This window comes from Streptococcus infantis, from assembly GCF_047464615.1.
GTDB classification, from domain to species: domain Bacteria; phylum Bacillota; class Bacilli; order Lactobacillales; family Streptococcaceae; genus Streptococcus; species Streptococcus infantis_Y.
The window spans coordinates 1-19,602 of sequence record NZ_JASHBO010000016.1 but is presented as its reverse complement, the minus strand read 5'-3'; the positions used below and the strand labels follow the sequence as shown (position 1 = coordinate 19,602).

The following is a 19,602-nucleotide window of genomic DNA, read 5'->3' as shown; positions in this document are numbered from 1 at the left end:
ATACCAGTTTACCCCCACAGTTGATTTGGTTGTAAACTGGTTATCTTTATTTAATAGCATAATTTTTCAGGAAACAACAGTTTTACATCATAATATCTATAAAAAAGATAACCTGGGCAAAATAATTTTTTCCAGTCCGAATCAGTATATTTTTGACCATCCTCAATTTTTTGTAAATAGTGAAAGGCTAGCTCCTCAACATAATGATTATCGTTTCTAAATGGGCTTGTATCTAGAGTATCCAGATATTCTGAAATATCTACATCGTTCATATAGAAGTAGAGAAGTTGATTAATCTCAAAAAATCGCTTGGTTTGATAAACAGGAGATTTATCTACCAGAGATTTAACTTGAGAAAATAATTTATTTGCTTCTAAAGATGAAACTTTAGCTAAGTAGAGTGTTAGATTGATCCTAGAGTAAATAAAGGGAGTCTCCGAACCAGTTTCATCTTCTGATATCATATTGAAGTATAGTGTAGGATTTTGATTTGTAAAATTCATTAAATATAAGGAAAAGTTATTATATAAATATTCATATCTACTATCCTTTAGCAATAGTATTTGCTGTATTTCAGTTTCTAAATTTTGCAACTCTTCTCTAGCATTTTCTATTGTACTAAATTTCATTAAGAAGCAAATATAATTCGATAATGTTCGATTATAATTAATATCGTCCGCTCCTTTGAAAATCTCTAAAATATTCTTATAGGCTATCATCCCCTCTTCAAAAGGAAGATAAAATGCAATATTTCGTAATAAGTAAGGATAATATTCAGAACCGACAAAGTTTTTATAGAAAAATTTTCCTGTTCTATTAAGTATTTCTCGATACCCAGTGGAATTATTCCTGTTAATATAAGCAACGAATAAGTTTGACAATACTAAGCATTGTTCATCTTTGTCTACTGAAGTCTCTAATAGATGTTGTAAAAGGTCAAGGTGGTCTGACGACCGCAATCGCTCTTTGACTAAAGCTTGTAGTAGCAGATAACTTCTTTCATTACTATATTGCGGATATTTTTGAAGTAGGTGAAAAACTTCATTGAAATAGAAACGATTATACAGTAGTCGACCAATTGTTAAGAGCTCAGTTAAATTATCTAATTCACAAGAAACTAATTGTAACAAATAATCAGTATCTATTTCATCTCTCTGAAGTTTTAGGAGACCTAATAGAAAATATTTTTTCTTTGATAATTGCTTATTGGTATAACTAATTCCATATTTACAAAGTTCTACAGATAACTCTTCTGTTTCGGAGATTACATCAACAAGCGTATTTATAAGCAATGTTTCTTCAATTTGGTTTTGTGCAAAGGAAAAACCGGTATTAGCTAAAATTATCCTCCCTGAATCTAAATATTCTATAAATCCATCCTGTGATAGTTTACGAATTAATTCCGAAACGTCAGAGTTCTCTTCATTTAGAGTTAATGTTTTTTGGAGATAAGTCCGATAAACTTTATCTAAGAATTTTAATGACAAGGGACACCTTAATTGTGTTAGAGAACCTAAAACGATTTGTTCAAAGATAGTCAATTCACGCTCGAAATCATATTTCTTTATGCATGACATAATAGCATGTATGCTAAAATTTGAAGCTGATATTTTAGACAAACTCTTTTTATCTAATTCGGCTTGATAGCTTTCGAAAAAATGGTATGTTTCTTGATTATCTGGGCGTAAAAATTTCTGTTTCCACGTATATGGATTAGTAATTTCAGATTTTGAAAGGAACTTAATAACTTCATTTTTGTCTTTATTTGGAACCGCGACTATTAAGTCAACTTTATGCTGTATAAGTATTTTTAGGAAATCAATATTTCTTTCATCTAATTCTTCTATGATAAGAGCAACTCTTGGATTAATCTTATTTAGGTATTCAATAAGAGCTCGTTCGAGCTTATAGTCTTCATAATGTATCGCATCTACGCTAAGTGTACTATCAATACAATCAATAATATTTACAATTGTAGAACCTATATTGGGAATAAAAGGGATGCAATCAAGTGGATATACCATTGTCTTGAGTATCGTCAAAATAACTTCTCGTTTAGGATACTTTGATATTTTTTTCTCAACTTCTTCAATAGTGATAGCATTAAAAATCTGTCTAAAAATTTGTTTTGCAATATTTTCACTACCACTAATATAAAAACTTGTTAATTCCTGGCTATTAAAAAACTCGGTTGTATATTTTAAAAAGTAACTTAGTCCGCTCTCATCATCAGACTGGAGTAAAATAATTCTCTTATCTACATTATTTAGAAGATCTTCCGGAGTAATTTTTCGATTTACGTAGACTTCATTCATATGCAAATTCTCCTTCTCCTACCGATAACTATTTATTATCACTAGTATACCATAAATTCATTTTTAGTAGTTTGATTTGTATGATGATTATTCTAGTTAAAATTAAATAGCAAACTATGATATTTGCCAACAATAGCTTAAAACGCTGTTTTGAAATTATATCTCATAATTTTTAGTCAATTACAAACTTACAACAATGTGATATTTGTATAGTTTGAAGAAAACAAGTACAAGTTTATTAGAAAATCGAGATTTTCTAAATGATTATTCTGTTCAGATAGAAGATTTAGAAGCAGATTCTAATTTTGAAGTCGAGTATGAAAGTAATTTAGAAGTTTATTTTTATAAAAAAGGTGGTGGATTATTTAGTGATAATTCTGAAAATGAATTAGATATTTATTGCAATAATGAACTCTTTGTGACTGTAATTTTAGAATAATAAAGTGAGTATAGCAAGCTATTATTAGTAGACTGTATAAATTTATGAGTAATAGGAAGTTGTGCAAGAACGTTGTTTTATTAGAAAATAAAGTAAATCTTTTTAGTAGAGGATAAGAAACTTCCAGATGGAGATGCAGAACAAGTCTACAAAAAGATTTCAACACCGGTAACTCCAGAGAAAGAAAACTATGCTAAAGAAAATACTCCTCAGTTGCCAAATACTGTACTGAAGATCATATTAGCTTAGCAGTACTTGGACTTCTTGGAGTAATGTATGGATTTGGTCTTGTAGCTCACAAGAAAAAAGAAGGCTAATATTCTGATTAAAAAAGATTAGTTATTTGTCAACTATAGTGGTGAAGAAAAATTCTGACCACATAGTCTATCATGTCTGCCACATAGACAAAAGCTATTGTTTGCGATTTTTATTTCTGTTATAGTTGTAATTGTTAAAGGGAGATAAAACTTCTTAACAAAATAAAAATTGAGGTCGTATCATGAAAAAAGTATTAGGTATTGGATTTTTAGTTGTTGCAGTAGTAGTCTTGTATTTTGGCTTTGTTGGATGGCCGAGTTTGGATGTTAACATCTGGGCACTATTTCCAGTAGGTTTATTTCTGTTTTTTACTCTTGAAAATCTGGTAAAAAAAGATTATAAGGCCAGTATTATGTGCTTGATTATTGCTTTTATCATCGCTAATGCTCTTCTTGATATCTTGCCACTTTCAAGTGGTGTAGTTATCGGTGTAGGAGTCTTGGCTTGTGTGGGAATTGGTTTTCTTTTTCCTGAAGCCAACAAGTTAGAAGAATAATACAAAAAATCTCGAGGTTTCTCGAGACTTTTTCTTTATTGACCTGCGTAATATTTTTGAATCCCTTTGACAATACCTGCAACTAATCTGTTTTGGTAGGCGTCACTGCGGACTTGTTGATTCTCATTGAAATTGTCAATATAGCCCAATTCCAATAGAACCGCTGGTTTATCAGTTTCTCGAAGGACAGCAAAACTACTTTGTAGGAGTCCTGCATCCTTAGCACCAGTTTCAGCTAGTAGTGAAGAGTGGATATCTGCAGCAAGACGATTACTTTCACTGATTCGATCAGGGTGGTTATGCCAGTACGGATTAATCTTAGCACGATAGCCACTGTCTTCTTCGTAAGAGTAAGTTTGAATACCAGATCTCCCTGAAGCAGGATTTCCGCTTGCATTGAAGTGAATACTGATGAACATGTCTGAGTCCGTTTTGTTAACCATTTTTGAACGTTCAGTGACAAAGTCGACATAGACATCACTATCTCTCGAAGAAAGAACGGTATAACCAAGCCCCTGGAGTTCCTTACGTAGTTTTTGATAAATTTGCATGGTTAGGTCTTTTTCCTGAGTGTTATAATAAACAGCACCAGGATCTTTTCCACCATGTCCTGGATCTAAGAAAACAGTTTTCGTGTATTTCCCTTTTTCAAATCCACGACTTATAGGTACTTCACCAATCCATTTTCCGTTGCTCTGGAATAAATGAGTTTGGCCGTTTATTTTCTGAGTTCCAGTAACGTAGAGGCCATTTTCTTTCAGGTAATACCAAGCGTTATAGTAGTTATCAAAAATCCATTCACTTTTTGCCATGTAACCACCTGACTTGAGGTAGTAAGAGCCAATCCATTCACGCGCAGCGTAAGCTCCACCAGATTTTAAGTAGAACCAGCTATTATAGTTTTTATCGAAAATCCATTCTTTTTCAGCCATAGCTCCGCTAGCTTTTAGGTAGTAGCTACCTTGCCATTGGTTGTTGGCCATAATACCTTCTTTGTTAAAATAGTACCAAGCACTACCGACTTTTTCCCATTTTTCTTGAGTTGGACGACCAGATGTTTGGGCAAAGTACCATTTTCCTTCTAAATAAACCCAGGACCTTTCAGCCATAGCTCCACTATTAGAGAGAAGGTATCCGTTAAGAATTGTCTTACTTAGCATGATACCATCTTTGTCAAAGTAGTACCAGGAACCACCAATTTTTTCCCACATGTTTTTGATTGCTTTACCAGAAGCAAGGGCATAGTACCATTGTCCATCTTGTTTTACCCAAGCACTCTCAGCCATGGCACCGCTATTCGTTAACAGATAGCCATCAAAAATTGTGTTGCTGAGCATGATACCGTCTTGGTCAAAATAGTACCAGACACCACCAATCTTTTCCCATTTTTGTTGAGAAATTTTTCCATAAGCGTTAGCGTAATACCATTTTTCTTGGAGTTTACTCCAACCAGAATCGACCATAGCCCCGCTACTAGTCAGGATATATCCGTCAAAAATAGTATCGCTCAACATGATTCCATCTTTGTTGAAGTAGTACCATTTTCCGTGGATTTTTTTCCAGTTAAGAACAGGGGCATTATTTTCATAGAAACGCCAGTGGTTGTCCTCTAATACCCAACCTTCTTTTTGAACTTCTGGAGCCTTGTCTTCTTCTTTTTTAGCTGGATTTGTCGTTTGATTGCTATTTGCTTCAGTTGAAGGCTCAGCTTCCTTGGCAGGAAGACTATTTTTCTCTACTTTGTCAGTAGAGGTTTCACTATGTGTTGTTTCTACTGGGGTTGACTGTACTTTGTTTTCCTCAGCATAGCTAAGGTTGGTCGTTAGACCAAATACTGAAAGCGTAATGGCACTTGCCAAGAGCGTTTTTTTCACTTGATTTATCTCCTATTTTTACTTTTTTATGATTTTATCAGAAAAGTGCCTCATATAGAACATTTAGTGACCAAGATTGATGTGCTGGTGGACTGTATTGCTATAGTTGACTATTTCATCACGAAAATTTGAACAATCATGATGATATAGATGAGCAGTGTTAGTAAAAATCCAGCTCGCCAAAAGAATTTAATAAATTTTGGATAATAAAAACTACGTTTTTTATTTAAGAAGAAAAAGACTAACACAATTGCTAGTATTGATAAGGCCGTTCCCAATACTGGAAGTTGATTGTGTGTAAACATCTTAGCCGTAATCAAATAATATTCAAATATCAGAAAAGGAAAAGCTAAATCAGCAGCATTGATGCCCCTTTTCTTTAACTTAAAGAGTCTGCTTAAAATAATCGCCAGAGCTAGGGTTAGTACCAAAAGCAAGATGGAAGCAAGTTTCATTAAAATCATACCATTATTGTATCATAAAATTTTGAGAATAGAAAAGTAAATTCCTTGATTTATCACTGTTTTAGCAAAAAATCATTGGTAAGAAACAGATTTTATAATTCCTGCTTGAACAGAATGAATCATGTGTTCGGTACGATGATAGTTTGAACTCTCAATATAAATCTTTTTTATGGTGACCATAGAAAAGATATATTAGTCAGAAGTGAAGAATAGTAGTAGAATGAGTAGCAAATAAAACAAAGGAGTTTCTTATGAAATTAGTTACGTTATGGTCAAAACTCTCACTAGGAATCCAATTATTGGTGGCTTTGGTCTTGGGGGTGATTGCTGCAGTCATCTGGCCACAATTTGCAGGCTTTTATCAATTTTTAGGACAAGCCTTTATTAAATTGATCAATATGGTTATCATTCCGCTAATCTTCCCAACCATCGTTGTTGCAGTAGCTGGAGTTATCGGAAAAAAATCTTTCGAAAAAATCTTGGCCAAGAGCTTGGTTTACTTTTTTGCCGTAACAACTGCCATTACTCTTTTGTTTGTATTTGCTAGTTACTTTTTGGGATTTGGACAAGGTGTGAACATTGGTCAAACTGGTGGAAACCTTGATGGGATTGCGAACAATGTCAAGTTCAGCGAATTTTTGCTTGGTTTTATTCCATCAAATATCGTCAAGTCTCTTTCAGAAGGTGCTCTTTTGCCAATTATCGTGTTTGCTATCTTTCTTGGTTACGGAATTGGGAATCTTAAATCAGAGAAATCTCAGAAAATTATCGAAGGTTTCCAAATCTGGATTGAGGCCATCTACAAGATTGTTACAGAGATTGTCAAACTATCACCGATTGGAATTTTTGGTTTTATCGCCAAAGATGTTGCAACGACTGGCCTTGATAAATTGATCGGACTTGGTCAATTTGTAATCGGAACTTACTTGACTTATGCTGTATTGGTTCTGCTTATTTTCCCTTTGATCGCTCTATTCTTTAAAGTACCGTATTTGTCAGCCTTTCGTGAAAATTGGAGTCTTTTGACTCTGGCTTTTGTTACGGGGAGTTCTAGTGTTGTCTTGCCATCACTTCTTAAAGATTTGAAAAAACAGGGGCATGACGAGCATACAATTGATTTAGTTGTTCCTTTAGGATATACTTTTAACTTAGAGGGAGCAGCAGTTTATTTCTCAGTAGCGACAATCTTTATCGCGCATGCCTACGGCATTCAATTTTCTTTATCAAGTCTCTTGTTTACTGTTTTGCTTTTGACCTTGATTGGAAAAACTGCAGCAACTGTGCCATCAGGTGCTATCGTGGTTCTACTAGCCGCAGCACCTCAACTGGGCTTGCCAGTTGAAGGAGTCGCCTTGATCTTTGCAGTTGATTTCTTTGTCAATGCTGGCCGTACTATGATCAATGTTTTGGGTCAAATCTTAACAGTCAGTGTTATTGAAAAAACAGAAGGATATATTTTAGAAGAAGAAAAGGGAAGCCAACTATCAGTCAGCTTTTCTTAAGGAGATGATAAGTAATGAGTGAAGCAAAAGTTTATGTAATTCATGAGAATCTTGAATGGACCCAGCATTTGGTCAAATGGTTGGAAGAGTTAGAAGTTCCGTATGAACTGTGGGATTTGTCTAGTGGAATTTTGGATCTGCAAAGTCCACCGCCACAAGGTATTTTTTACAATCGTATGTCTGCGTCTTCTCACACCAGAGGGCATCGCTATGCACCAGAATTTACAGAGCAGGTGATTACTTGGTTGGAGGCACATGGACGCAAGGTTGTGAACGGAACAGGTGCTATCAACCTAGAAATCAGTAAAGTCAAACAATATTTGAAGTTAAATGAGTCTGGTATCGAGACTCCCGCGACAGTTGCAGTTTTGGGTCAAGAAAATATCATTGAAGCAGCAAGAAAATTGAACATTTATCCTTTGATTACCAAGCATAATCGAGCAGGTAAGGGCTTAGGGGTTCAACTCTTCCAAAATGAAGAGGAACTGGCAGCTTATGTCAATAGCCCTCTCTTTGAACCATCAGTGGACGGGATTACCTTATTACAAGCCTACATCAAACCAAGTGATGGACGCATCCGTCGTTCAGAGTTTATCAACCAGAAGTTCCTTTATACTGTTTCAATTGATTCTTCAGATGGTTTCCAACTGTGCCCAGCAGATGGTTGCCAAATCGGTAAGAGACCAGAGCAACTGGAAACATCTGAGAAATTCCAGATTACAGAACCTCTACCAGATGACCGAAGAGAAGCTTATGAAAACTTCCTAAAAAATGCTCAGATTGAAGTTGCGGCGATTGAATGGGTTCAGTCAGAGAGCGGTGATATTTATGTTTATGATGTGAATACCAACACAAACTACAATCCTACCGCAGAAAAAAATGCCAATATTTTTGCCCACCAACATTTGGCTCACTATTTAAAAACAGAATTGCAAGCCCTAACGAGTGGACAATAAAGTACGAAATCCAAAAATCCCCCAGTATCAAATAACTGGGGGATTGATTTGTTTATACTCTTCGAAAATCTCTTCAAACCACGTCAGCTTCCATCTGCAACCTCAAAATAGTATTTTGAGCTGCTTTCGTCAGTTCTATCCACAACCTCAAAACGGTGTTTTGAGGTTGTGGCTCGCTTCCTAGTTTGCTCTTTGATTTTTATTGAGTATTAATCGATAAAAAATTATTGCTTTGCTTTAAAGTCTGGATCCTTCAAACTTTGAACACTGGCATTGATCACTGCACCGACAATCAATAACTTGGCAATGATAATGAACCAAAACATCATGACAACAACGATGATGGAACTGAAAAATCGAACGTCGACTAGATAGTTGACATAGTTATTGAAATAAGCTGAAAAGATCGTTAATAAAGATATGAGAGTAAGAAGTACGAACAGACTTCCAGGAAGGACGTAACGAATACGACTGACTTTCACGTTTGGAAGGAAATAATAGAGCATGATCAAGATCGCAAACAGAAAGACATAAATCAGCGGTCCTGTAAAGTCCTGTAAATATGCAAATAGAGAACTTTCGGATTTCCAGTAGTTTTTTAGCAGATCCAACAACATATGACCAAACATACTTAGGAATAAGGCAAGAGCAAAGAGAATTTGAAGTCCCAAACTAACTAGGAGACTCATCAGTTGGTGTGAGATAATTCCTCTATTTTTTGCAATTCCATAGGCTTTGTTAAAGGCCTTTTGAAGGAAATTCATGGATTTTGAAAAGGTCCAAAGAGCTGATATCACCGCAAAACTCAATAGTCCAGCAGACGGTTGCGTCAGGACTTCACGAGCAATCTTTGCTACTACATCATAGATTGTATCTGGTAAAAGTTCTTTTAAGGTTAGTAAAAAATCAGAGATTGGAATTTGAAAATAAGGCAAGATATTGACGGCTATCATAAGTAAAGGGAAGATTGAAATCAACCAATAGTAGGCAACGGCTACACTAGTCAACTCACTATCTGAGACTTGATAGTAATGCAAAAAGGCTTTTAACAGAGGTTTATCTGTTATTTTTCTCCATAGCTTTACCATTTATCAAACCTCCATTTTTTAATTGTTTATGTTATATAGCCATTAATTTCTGCGAACTAATTCCATCATATCATAAGGCAGTGTGTTGGCTGATTCTTTTAGGGAATAAGTTTCTAGGTTGTTAACATTTTGTCGCAGTTTTTTAGCATACTGGGCTGAAATGAGTTTTTGTTTCTCGTATTCAAAGATGGACTTACGTTCTAGATAGTATCCTCTCAACATTTCGTCGATATTATTGGGTTTGATACGATTGATAACCCGTTCCACAAAGGCACCACTGGTAATATGACTGGTTTCACGGAGACGCGATTCCTGCATGAAGCTGATCAGAGAACTCTTATAAATCCCTTTGAGGTTTTCTAAACTTTCGATGATGATTTCAGTGTTGGCTAGATAGAGCTCTGCAATCTGGTCATAATCGATGGCAAGAAGTCTTTGGTTTTCCTTGTCTCTCCAAGAACAAAAGGTTTTTCCAAATGTGACCAATTCATGAAGGAGAAAACGCACAATCCGTATAGAAACAAGGAAGTAATAGGTTAGGCGAGAAGCAAAGTTTCGCTTAATATTTTTCTCCATGCTTTTCAAGTACCGTTGATAAACACGATAACCTCTTTCACCGATTTTTCCTTCTTCATAAGCCTGTTCCAAACCATCGTTCTCGATACTGAGAATCAAGAGTTTAAGAGCTTCCCAGTCTTCTTGGATTTCTTTGTTTTCTTGGCTGAGGATGAGATTTTCAATCCGTCCATGATAGTTATCAATAGCAGCATAGAGTGGAACCTTGTTTTTAGTATGGTCCAGATCTCTCTCTAACTTCATGGCAACATCATTTAGGATAGCGATGTGCATGAGATGATCCTTAGATGGCTCTTGCTCTTCAGAGAGGTGTGGCAAGACCAATAATCCAGTAAGAAAACTGACCAGGGTTACACCAGCTACGAGGAAGAGAAGGAGCGGATATTCCTGCTCTAAGTTAGACGGTATCAAGAGGATAGTAGCAATGGATACAGTTCCCTTGACGCCAGAAAAGGTAAGGAGAAGCATATCTTTGACATACTTGTGGAGGCTTTTTTGAAGTTTCTTTATTCGAAACGCGTAAAAGCCGTAAATCATCACAAAGCGGATGGCAAAGAGTAGGAAGGTTAAAAGAAAGACTGTGACGAGAAGAAGCACATTGTTATAAAAAGCACTCTTAAGAATGGGCTCCGCAATCATCTCCAGTTCCATTCCTAACAGAACAAAGACAGAACCATTGAGCATAAAGGTAACAGTGTGCCAAACGGTCTCAGTCACTGTATCCACTTGAGCTTCGAGAAGATTTATCTTTTTAAAACGACTGGCTTTTAAAATACCAGCGACAACGACCGCGATAATTCCAGAAACGTGAATCTCTTCAGCGATGAAGAATGTTAAAAGTGGTAAACTGAGATCTAACAGAAGTTCACTGGCTATATCAGTAGCTCGAACACTGAGTAGAAAAGTATGGAGGAAACGATTGATTAAGGCTGTTATAAAGCCGACTGCAAAACCTCCAACGATGGAAATTGCTAATGAAGTACCAGCTTGGGTAAGTGAGAAAGTCCCTGTTGTCCATGCGATGAGAGCTACACGAAAAGCAATTAGCCCAGAAGCGTCATTTAACAAGCCTTCCCCTTTTAAGATATTTGAAATTCGTTTTGGAAAGGTAAATCGTTCAGAAAGGGAAGCAAAGGCAACCAGGTCAGTAGGACCAAGTGCAGCCCCTACGGCTACGCAGGCAGCTAAAGGTAAGCTCGCCCAAAGGACATGGGCAAGTCCTCCCATACTTAGAGTAGATATAAAGATGACAGGGAAAATTAGATAGAGAACGATTTTCCAGTGTTTTAAGATAGAGGTTACATCTGCTTCTTGAGCTTCTCGAAAGAGGAGCGGTCCGATAACTAAAGCTAGAAACAACTCAGTATCTAAGTGATATTGGTTATTAGGTAAGCAAAGACCAATACCGATTCCCAGAAGAATCTGAAGCAGGGGCATGGGTAGGAAGGGAAGAAGTTTATTGGTCGTACTAGAAACAATGAGAACAAGTAAAAATATCAAGAGATAAAAAAGTAAATCCATCTTCTACCTCCTTATTTTTGTTTTCGACAAGCTTCAAAAAGTTCTTTTTGTTCTTGGATTTTTTGATCAATTTTCGAGCAGTCTTTATGCTCGATTTTCTTCTGGCAACGTTCCATTTCAAGTGTTATCATTTTTTTCTTGATTTTCAGCATCTTCTTGCTCATATGAGCTTCATCTAACATACCAACTGCCCGTTCATGTTGGGTTGATTCTACAAACTTGTGACGTAGATTTTCTATTTTATCTCGTAGATATTGTTTATCCATGTCGATACCTTTCTAATTTTTCAATCATGACTAAAAACGGTGGATTGTTAATCTGGTTGAGAGTGCGATAGATCGTAGCGGTGTATTCTTGTTGTGGCAACTGACTGACAAAATCTAAGACAGCATCTCGCTCTATATCTCCGCCTTCATGCCCGTAGTAAATCATAATGGCTATCCGTCCGCCCTTAATGAGCATCTGACAGAGTTTTTCTAGTGCCTCAAGGGTTGTCTGAGGTTGAGTGATAATGCTTTTATCAGCTGAAGGAAGATAACCAAGATTAAAGATAGCTGCTTTCACCTCGGTTACAAACTGATCCACGGTTTCATGACCTTGTAGGATTAATTCTGCATTGGTCAAACCAGCTTCTTGTAGACGTTGACTAGTCTTTTCTAGAGCTTGTTCCTGTATATCGAAAGCATAGACTTGTTTAGCTAACTTAGCTAGAAAAAGGGTATCATGGCCATTTCCCATGGTCGCATCAACGACAATATCCTCTTGGGTGATGACTTGGGCAAGAAAATCATGCGCCATTTCAAGTGGTCTTTTCATTCATAAACTCCTGTTTTACAGCCTTGCATCCTTGGACGCTACCGCGTCGTCTCATTTCAGCCTCAATGCTATTTAGAACTTCCCATTTATTGAGACTCCACATAGGACCAATCAACATATCCCTAGGCGCATCACCCGTAATCCGATGGATAACAATATGCTTGGGAATAATTTCTAGTTGGTCACAGATGACCTTGACATATTCATCCTGACTCATGAGCTGCAAACGACCTTCATGATAGTCGCGTTGCATCCGAGTATTGGTCATGAGGTGAAGTAGGTGAAGTTTAATTCCTTGGATATCATTGTCCCTTACACAACGCCGAACGTTTTCCACCATCATGTCATGAGTTTCACCTGGCAAACCATTGATCAAATGGGCAACAATCTCGATTTTAGGATATTTTCTCAAGCGCTTGACAGTCTCCACGTAGAGTTCATAGGAGTGGGCGCGGTTAATCAATTCTGAAGTTTCTTCATAAGTAGTTTGTAAGCCTAACTCTACGGTAACATGCATTCGCTCTGATAATTCTGCCAAGTACTCAATTATCTCATCAGGAAGACAGTCAGGTCGAGTCCCAATATTGATACCGACAACCCCCGGTTCATTAATGGCTTGCTCATAACGCTCGCGAATCACTTCAAGTCTTTCATGTGTATTGGTAAAATTTTGGAAGTAAACCAAATATTTTTTAACTTCAGGCCACTTACGGTGCATAAAGTCTATTTCCTTATAGAATTGCTCGCGGATAGGAGCATCAGGAGCAACGATTGCATCTCCAGAACCGGAAACCGTGCAAAAAGTACAGCCCCCATGTGCTACAGTTCCATCGCGATTGGGACAATCAAAGCCAGCATCAATAGGGACTTTAAAAGTTTTTTCTCCGAATAAATTTCGATAATAATCATTCAAGGTATTATAGGATTTCATAGCTAATATTATATCAGAAAAGACCCGCAAACTCAAAAAAGGTCAGTAAGAGAGAGCATGCCTAGAAAGTGAAACGACAGAAAAAGTCAAATTTTTTTTATAAAAGCCTTTACAAAAAAATAAAAAGTGGTAAAATTAAAACATAAACACGCGCAAACGTTTTCGTAAAACGTTTGCCGAATAAATATAAAGGAGATTTGAATGATGAAAGATACATTCAAAAATGTCTTGTCTTTCGAATTTTGGCAGAAATTCGGTAAGGCTCTAATGGTGGTTATCGCTGTTATGCCGGCGGCTGGATTGATGATTTCAATCGGTAAGTCACTTGCAATGATTGACCCAAACCTTGCTCCCCTAGTTATTACTGGTGGCGTACTAGAGCAAATTGGTTGGGGAGTTATCGGTAACCTTCATATTTTGTTTGCCCTTGCTATTGGAGGAAGCTGGGCTAAGGAACGTGCTGGTGGTGCTTTTGCGGCAGGTCTTGCATTTATCCTTATTAACCGTATCACTGGTACAATCTTCGGTGTATCAGGGGATATGTTGAAGGATCCTAACGCTATGGTTTCAACAATCTTTGGTGGATCTATCAAGGTTTCTGATTACTTCATTAGCGTACTTGAGGCTCCAGCCCTTAACATGGGGGTATTTGTAGGGATTATCTCAGGTTTTGTTGGAGCGACTGCTTTTAACAAATACTACAACTTCCGTAAACTTCCTGATGCACTTTCATTCTTTAACGGGAAACGTTTTGTACCATTTGTAGTTATTCTTCGCTCAGCAATCGCTGCAATTCTTCTTTCAGCTTTCTGGCCACTGATTCAGACAGGTATCAACAACTTCGGTATCTGGATTGCCAACTCACAAGAAACTGCTCCAATCCTTGCACCATTCTTGTATGGTACTTTGGAACGCTTGCTCTTGCCATTTGGTCTTCACCACATGTTGACTATCCCAATGAACTACACAGCTCTTGGTGGTACTTATGACATTTTAACTGGTGCAGCTAAAGGTACTCAAGTATTTGGTCAAGACCCACTTTGGCTTGCATGGGTAACAGACCTTGTAAACCTTAAAGGTACTGATGCTAGTCAATACCAACACTTGTTAGATACAGTACATCCAGCTCGTTTCAAAGTTGGACAAATGATTGGTTCATTCGGTATTTTGATGGGTGTGGCTGTTGCTATTTACCGTAATGTTGAAGCAGACAAGAAACACCAATACAAAGGAATGATGATTGCGACAGCTCTTGCAACTTTCTTGACTGGTGTTACTGAGCCAATTGAATATATGTTCATGTTTGTTGCAACACCTATGTATCTTGTTTATTCAGTAGTTCAAGGTGCTGCCTTTGCTATGGCTGACGTGGTTAACCTACGTATGCACTCATTCGGTTCTATCGAATTCTTGACTCGTACACCAATGGCGATTAATGCGGGTCTTGGTATGGATATTATTAACTTTATCTGGGTAACAGCGCTATTTGCAGTTATCATGTACTTCATCGCCAACTTCATGATTCAAAAATTCAACTATGCTACTCCAGGACGTAACGGAAACTACGAAACTGCTGAAGGTTCATCAGAATCTGCTGCTTCTGGTGAGTCAAAAGTTGCAGAAGCTTCTCAAGCTGTTAACATCATCAACCTTCTTGGTGGACGTGCTAACATCGTTGACGTTGACGCATGTATGACTCGTCTTCGTGTTACTGTAAAAGACGCTGAAAAAGTCGGAACAGAAGAACAATGGAAAGCTGAAGGAGCTATGGGACTTGTCATGAAAGGGCAAGGTGTCCAAGCTATCTATGGACCTAAAGCTGATGTTTTGAAATCAGATATTCAAGACCTTCTTGACTCAGGTGAAGTGATTCCTGAAACTCTTCCAAGTCAAATGGCATCATCTTCTAAAAATGCTGTTGTATATAAAGGTGTAACTGAAGAAGTTTATTCAGTTGCTGACGGTCAAGTGATTGCCTTGGAACAAGTAAAAGATCCAGTATTTGCTCAAAAAATGATGGGTGATGGATTTGCAGTTGAACCTGCAAATGGAAACATTGTGTCTCCAGTTTCAGGTACTGTATCAAGTATCTTCCCAACTAAACACGCTCTTGGTCTTGTGACTGAAGCAGGTCTTGAAGTGCTTGTTCACATTGGTTTGGACACAGTAAGTCTTGAAGGAAAACCATTTACAGTTCATGTTGCTGAAGGACAAAAAGTTGCGGCAGGTGATCTTCTTGTCACAGCTGACTTGGATGCTATCCGTGCAGCAGGACGTGAAACCACAACTGTGGTTGTCTTCACAAATGGTGATGCAATCAAATCAGTTAAATTAGAAAAAACAGGTTCTCTTGCTGCTAAAACAGCAGTTGCAAAAGTAGAATTGTAATATTTAAGAGGTTGGAAGCTGTTTCCAACCTCTTGTTTATAGGAGAAAAGAATGAAGTTTTTAACACTGAATACCCATAGTTGGATGGAAAAAGATCCTGAACAAAAGTTCCAACTTTTACTTCAAGATATACTTGAAAACAGTTATGATTTGATTTGTTTTCAGGAAATCAACCAAGAAATCACTTCAGCTCAAGTAGAAACAGGCCCACTTTATCAGCCATTACCATCTGCTGAGCCGATTCATCAAGACCACTATGTGCGACTTTTGGTAGAGAAGTTGGCTGAGCAAGGTCAAAACTATTATTGGACTTGGGCCTACAACCATATCGGTTATGATCGTTACCATGAAGGTGTTGCAATCCTTTCTAAAACACCAATTGAAGCTCGTGAAATTTTGGTTTCAGATGTCGATGATCCGACAGATTACCACACTCGTCGTGTTGCTCTAGCAGAAACAGTAGTTGAAGGTAAAGCACTTGCAGTTGCGAGTGTCCATCTCTCATGGTGGGATAAAGGTTTCCAAGAAGAATGGGCACGATTTGAAGCAGTTTTAAGAGAATTAAACAAGCCTCTTTTACTAGCGGGAGATTTTAACAATCCTGCAGGTCAAGAAGGTTACCAGGCTATTTTAGCTAGTCCATTAGCTTTACAGGATGCATTTGAGGTTGCTCAAGAAAGAAGTGGTAGCTACACTGTTCCACCTGAAATTGATGGTTGGAAGGGAAATACAGAACCTCTTCGAATCGATTATATCTTTACAACAAAGGATGTGCAGGTAGAAAAACTTCACGTGGTCTTTGATGGTAAAAACAGTCCACAGGTGAGCGATCATTACGGTCTACAAGCAACACTATCTTGGAAAGACTAAATAAGGTATTTTAGTAAAAACAATCAAGCCCCCTTCTACAAACAGAAGGGGGAATTTCATTTAAAGAGTTAATATAGTTAAAGTTTTTTATTGAATAACTTGTAAAAAAAGATAAAATCCTTTAAAATAAAAAGTGTTGGAGGAATTTATGATTGTAAATCAAATAAAGCGTATGATCCCGACGCTAAAGGTAAATAATAGAAATCTAAATGAATCATTTTATATTGAGACTTTGGGGATGAAACCTTTGCTTGAAGAGTCAGCCTTCTTATCACTAGGAGACCGGTCGGGCATTGAAAAGTTAGTTTTAGAAGAGTCACCAAGTATGAGGAGCCGTAAGGTTGAAGGGATTAAAAAATTAGCTAGATTACTTGTAAAGGTAGAGAAGCCATCTGAGATTGAAGCACTACTAGCTAGAATGGAAGAAATCCCTCAACTCTATAAGGGAGCTAAGGGATATGCTTTTGAGCTTCTTTCTCCAGAAGGGGATTGTATTCTTATTCATGCCGAAGATGATATCAAGGCTTTGAAAAAAGTTGAGGAAGAAGTCACTTTTTCAAAAGATGAGAAACTGAGATATTTGACAGCTTTTGAAATCTCGGTGGAAATTAACTTGCCAGATGAGACATCAAGCCTACTTGATAAAGAAGAAATCGAAAATCGACTAGCTTTTAATCAAGCTCAAGGGAGCGATTTACTGGTTGAAAATAATGTAACTTGGGACTTGTCCGTGTTGAAATTTCAAGTAGAGAATTTGGATTTGCCTGTATTGCGTCAACGTTTTGAAACTGCAGGTTACTTTATTCCTAAGTCTGAGAAGTTTTTCCTAACCAAGGATGCCAACAATATTGAATTGTGGTTTGAAGAAGTATGAAACAAAAAATCATTCAAAAAATAAAGCAACAAATTGAGGCGGGGATTTATCCTGGTGCCTCTTTTGCATATTATCAGGATGGCGTTTGGTCTGACTGGTATCTAGGAGAAGTAAATACAGAAATTGGTGAGAATACTCGTGAGGGCTTGGTCTATGATTTGGCAAGTGTCAGCAAGGTTGTTGGAGTTGGAACAGTCTTATCCTTCTTGTGGAAGGAAGGTAAGATTGAGCTAGATAACTCCATAAGAGATTATCTTCCAGAGGCGGATTATCCAGACATAACCGTTCGACAATTATTAACGCATGCGACAGATTTGGATCCTTTTATCCCTAATAGGGATCAACTCTCATCAGACCAACTTAAAGATGCCATGTTTCATTTGAATCGTCGAGAGAAGAGAGCCTTTCTCTACTCGGATGTGCACTTTCTCTTACTAGGTTTTCTCTTAGAAAACTATTTTGAAAAGGACTTGGATCAGATTTTACAAGAGCAAGTTTTGGATCCTTGGGGAATGAAGGAAACTCAGTTTGGTCCAGTTAACTGTGCTGTTCCAACGGTCCGTGGACAGAAAGCAGGAGTGGTCCATGATCCCAAGGCTCGTTTGCTTGGAAAGCATGCAGGTAGTGCAGGTTTGTTTTCGACAGTTCATGATTTAAAAATCTTTCTAGAGCATTATTTGCAGGATGATTTTGCTTCAGACTTAAGTCAGAATTTTTCGGATCTGAGTGATAAAGAACGCTCATTGGCCTGGAATCTTGAAGGTGATTGGCTGGACCATACAGGCTATACTGGGACCTTTATCATGTGGAATCGTAAGAAACAAGAGGCGGTAATCTTTTTATCTAACAGAACCTATGAAAAAGATGAGCGTGCCCAGTGGATATTGGACCGTAATCAGGTTATGGACTTGATTCGAGAGGCAGACTAGGGAGGAAGTATGTCAAAAGCTTTAAAAGGAACTCTTTATACAGTCATTGCAGGTATTGCCTGGGGCTTATCGGGAACCAGTGGTCAGTACTTGATGGTTCACGGGATTTCAGCTCTCGTTCTGACTAATATTCGTTTGATAATCGCTGGATTACTCTTGGTTCTTCTGGCTTATACTAAATCGAGGGATAAATTTATGGCCTTTCTGAAGGATAAATCAAGTCTGTTTTCTCTCTTGTTATTTTCTTTATTTGGTCTTTTTCTAAATCAATTAGCTTATCTATCAGCTATTCAGGAGACAAATGCTGGGACAGCGACAGTACTTCAGTATGTCTGTCCAGTTGGAATCCTTGCTTACACTTGTATCAAGGATAAGGTGTCTCCGACGCTTTCAGAAATCATCTCTATGTTTTTAGCTATAGGTGGGACCTTTCTCATTGCAACACATGGGCAATTGGATCAACTCTCGATGACTCCAGCTGGTCTATTCTGGGGCTTGTTCTCAGCCCTAACCTATGCTCTTTATATCATTTTACCCATAAAATTGATTCAAAAATGGGGGAGCATATTGGTTATTGGTGTTGGAATGACCATCTCTGGTTTTTTAGCAGTGCCTTTTACAGGAATTATCGGTGCAAGTGTCCCCTTAGCTTTTGATACCATTCTAGCTTTTGCAGGCATCATTCTGATTGGAACGGTCTTTGCCTATACAGCCTTCCTCAAGGGAGCTAGTATGATAGGACCAGTCAAGTCTAGCCTTTTGGCTTCGATTGAGCCTATCTCGGCAGTATTTTTTGCCTTCATGATTATGGGGGATATCTTTTATCCTGTAGATTTTCTTGGTATGGCAATGATTTTACTAGCCGTGACTATCATTTCATTGACGGATTTAATGCTTGAAAAGAAACATCATTCAGTTTAATGGATTAAAACAGTCTTTGATAAGGCTGTTTTTTAATCTTCCAGCAAGTCGGTTCATATAACTTTAAGAATGAATGTTTATAATCAATCCATACATTTAAAGATAAGGAGGGAATATGAAGTTTCTACAAAGTATTTATCTTGCTAGACCTTGAAAATACTTAAAATAGTTTGATATCTTAATCGTTACTGTTCTAATAGACTTCCTGCGAAATAAAAATATGATACAATAAAACTATGAATTATGAATCAAGTAAACTATTAACTGATGCACGCTTTAAGCGCCTTGTTGGTGTTCAGCGCACTACTTTTGAAGAGATGTTAG

At 37.4% G+C, this 19,602-nt stretch carries 17 protein-coding genes and 2 pseudogenes; 11 read left to right on the top strand and 8 right to left on the bottom strand.

Features of this window, described 5'->3' with window-relative positions; all coding sequences use genetic code 11:
* Window positions 1–50: 50 nt before the first annotated feature.
* Window positions 51–2,315, bottom strand: coding sequence for a hypothetical protein (locus QM450_RS09215; protein ID WP_414320385.1), 2,265 nt, complete (start codon window positions 2,313–2,315; stop codon window positions 51–53).
* Window positions 2,316–2,529: 214 nt separating this feature from the next.
* Between QM450_RS09215 and QM450_RS09210 the strand changes: the two genes are divergently transcribed.
* The 3 genes and pseudogenes from QM450_RS09210 to QM450_RS09200 all read left to right on the top strand — a co-directional run bounded on the left by QM450_RS09210 (window position 2,530) and on the right by QM450_RS09200 (window position 3,568).
* Window positions 2,530–2,754, top strand: coding sequence for a hypothetical protein (locus QM450_RS09210; protein WP_414320384.1), 225 nt, complete (start codon window positions 2,530–2,532; stop codon window positions 2,752–2,754).
* A 210-nt stretch (window positions 2,755–2,964) separates the two neighbouring features.
* Window positions 2,965–3,071 (top strand): annotated as a pseudogene (locus tag QM450_RS09205) (LPXTG cell wall anchor domain-containing protein); the annotation flags it as partial.
* A 182-nt stretch (window positions 3,072–3,253) separates the two neighbouring features.
* Window positions 3,254–3,568: a hypothetical protein gene (locus tag QM450_RS09200; RefSeq protein WP_414320383.1), complete on the top strand. Its 315-nt coding sequence runs from the start codon at window positions 3,254–3,256 to the stop codon at window positions 3,566–3,568.
* Window positions 3,569–3,603: 35 nt separating this feature from the next.
* On the opposite strand, the gene QM450_RS09195 is transcribed toward QM450_RS09200, so the two are convergent.
* Both QM450_RS09195 and QM450_RS09190 read right to left on the bottom strand, forming a co-directional pair.
* Entirely contained in the window at window positions 3,604–5,442 is a 1,839-nt protein-coding gene (locus QM450_RS09195; protein ID WP_414320382.1) for an N-acetylmuramoyl-L-alanine amidase, read from the bottom strand.
* 110 nt (window positions 5,443–5,552) lie between these two features.
* Window positions 5,553–5,906 carry a DUF3397 domain-containing protein gene (locus tag QM450_RS09190; protein ID WP_060955976.1) on the bottom strand — a complete coding sequence of 118 codons (354 nt, stop codon included), beginning with the start codon at window positions 5,904–5,906 and terminating at the stop codon, window positions 5,553–5,555.
* Window positions 5,907–6,157: 251 nt separating this feature from the next.
* Between QM450_RS09190 and QM450_RS09185 the strand changes: the two genes are divergently transcribed.
* Window positions 6,158–7,408, top strand: a complete 1,251-nt coding sequence (locus QM450_RS09185; RefSeq protein ID WP_414320381.1) for a dicarboxylate/amino acid:cation symporter — start codon at window positions 6,158–6,160, stop codon at window positions 7,406–7,408.
* Window positions 7,409–7,422: 14 nt separating this feature from the next.
* Complete coding sequence (locus tag QM450_RS09180) at window positions 7,423–8,364, top strand: ATP-grasp domain-containing protein (RefSeq protein WP_414320380.1); 942 nt, start codon at window positions 7,423–7,425, stop codon at window positions 8,362–8,364.
* A gap of 224 nt (window positions 8,365–8,588) precedes the next feature.
* Here QM450_RS09180 and QM450_RS09175 read toward each other — a convergent pair whose 3' ends face one another.
* Genes QM450_RS09175 through QM450_RS09155 form a run of 5 tightly spaced genes read right to left on the bottom strand, consistent with a single transcriptional unit; the run spans window position 8,589 to window position 13,296 of the window.
* Complete coding sequence (locus tag QM450_RS09175) at window positions 8,589–9,452, bottom strand: YihY/virulence factor BrkB family protein (RefSeq protein WP_414320379.1); 864 nt, start codon at window positions 9,450–9,452, stop codon at window positions 8,589–8,591.
* Window positions 9,453–9,494: 42 nt separating this feature from the next.
* On the bottom strand, window positions 9,495–11,549 hold the full coding sequence (locus QM450_RS09170; protein WP_414320378.1) for a cation:proton antiporter: 2,055 nt from the start codon (window positions 11,547–11,549) through the stop codon (window positions 9,495–9,497).
* Window positions 11,550–11,560: 11 nt separating this feature from the next.
* Window positions 11,561–11,815, bottom strand: coding sequence for a hypothetical protein (locus QM450_RS09165; protein WP_223139941.1), 255 nt, complete (start codon window positions 11,813–11,815; stop codon window positions 11,561–11,563).
* On the bottom strand, window positions 11,808–12,365 hold the full coding sequence (locus QM450_RS09160) for a class I SAM-dependent methyltransferase (protein WP_414320377.1): 558 nt from the start codon (window positions 12,363–12,365) through the stop codon (window positions 11,808–11,810). Before QM450_RS09160 ends, QM450_RS09165 begins: the two co-directional genes overlap by 8 nt.
* Window positions 12,349–13,296 (bottom strand): TIGR01212 family radical SAM protein, encoded by a 948-nt coding sequence (locus QM450_RS09155; protein ID WP_414320376.1) that lies wholly within the window; start codon window positions 13,294–13,296, stop codon window positions 12,349–12,351. The genes QM450_RS09160 and QM450_RS09155 overlap by 17 nt, the downstream gene beginning before the upstream one ends.
* A gap of 201 nt (window positions 13,297–13,497) precedes the next feature.
* On the opposite strand from QM450_RS09155, the gene QM450_RS09150 reads away from it, so the two are divergent.
* The 6 genes and pseudogenes from QM450_RS09150 to QM450_RS09125 all read left to right on the top strand — a co-directional run.
* Window positions 13,498–15,684 carry a PTS transporter subunit IIBC gene (locus QM450_RS09150; protein ID WP_414320375.1) on the top strand — a complete coding sequence of 729 codons (2,187 nt, stop codon included), beginning with the start codon at window positions 13,498–13,500 and terminating at the stop codon, window positions 15,682–15,684.
* Window positions 15,685–15,735: 51 nt separating this feature from the next.
* Window positions 15,736–16,554 (top strand): endonuclease/exonuclease/phosphatase family protein, encoded by an 819-nt coding sequence (locus tag QM450_RS09145; protein WP_414320374.1) that lies wholly within the window; start codon window positions 15,736–15,738, stop codon window positions 16,552–16,554.
* A 148-nt stretch (window positions 16,555–16,702) separates the two neighbouring features.
* Window positions 16,703–17,428 carry a CppA N-terminal domain-containing protein gene (locus QM450_RS09140; protein WP_414320373.1) on the top strand — a complete coding sequence of 242 codons (726 nt, stop codon included), beginning with the start codon at window positions 16,703–16,705 and terminating at the stop codon, window positions 17,426–17,428.
* Window positions 17,425–18,357 (top strand): serine hydrolase domain-containing protein, encoded by a 933-nt coding sequence (locus QM450_RS09135; protein WP_414320372.1) that lies wholly within the window; start codon window positions 17,425–17,427, stop codon window positions 18,355–18,357. The genes QM450_RS09140 and QM450_RS09135 overlap by 4 nt, the downstream gene beginning before the upstream one ends.
* 9 nt (window positions 18,358–18,366) lie before the next feature.
* Window positions 18,367–19,278, top strand: a complete 912-nt coding sequence (locus QM450_RS09130) for a DMT family transporter (RefSeq protein ID WP_414320371.1) — start codon at window positions 18,367–18,369, stop codon at window positions 19,276–19,278.
* A 236-nt stretch (window positions 19,279–19,514) separates the two neighbouring features.
* A pseudogene (locus QM450_RS09125) lies at window positions 19,515–19,602 on the top strand (IS5/IS1182 family transposase); the annotation flags it as partial.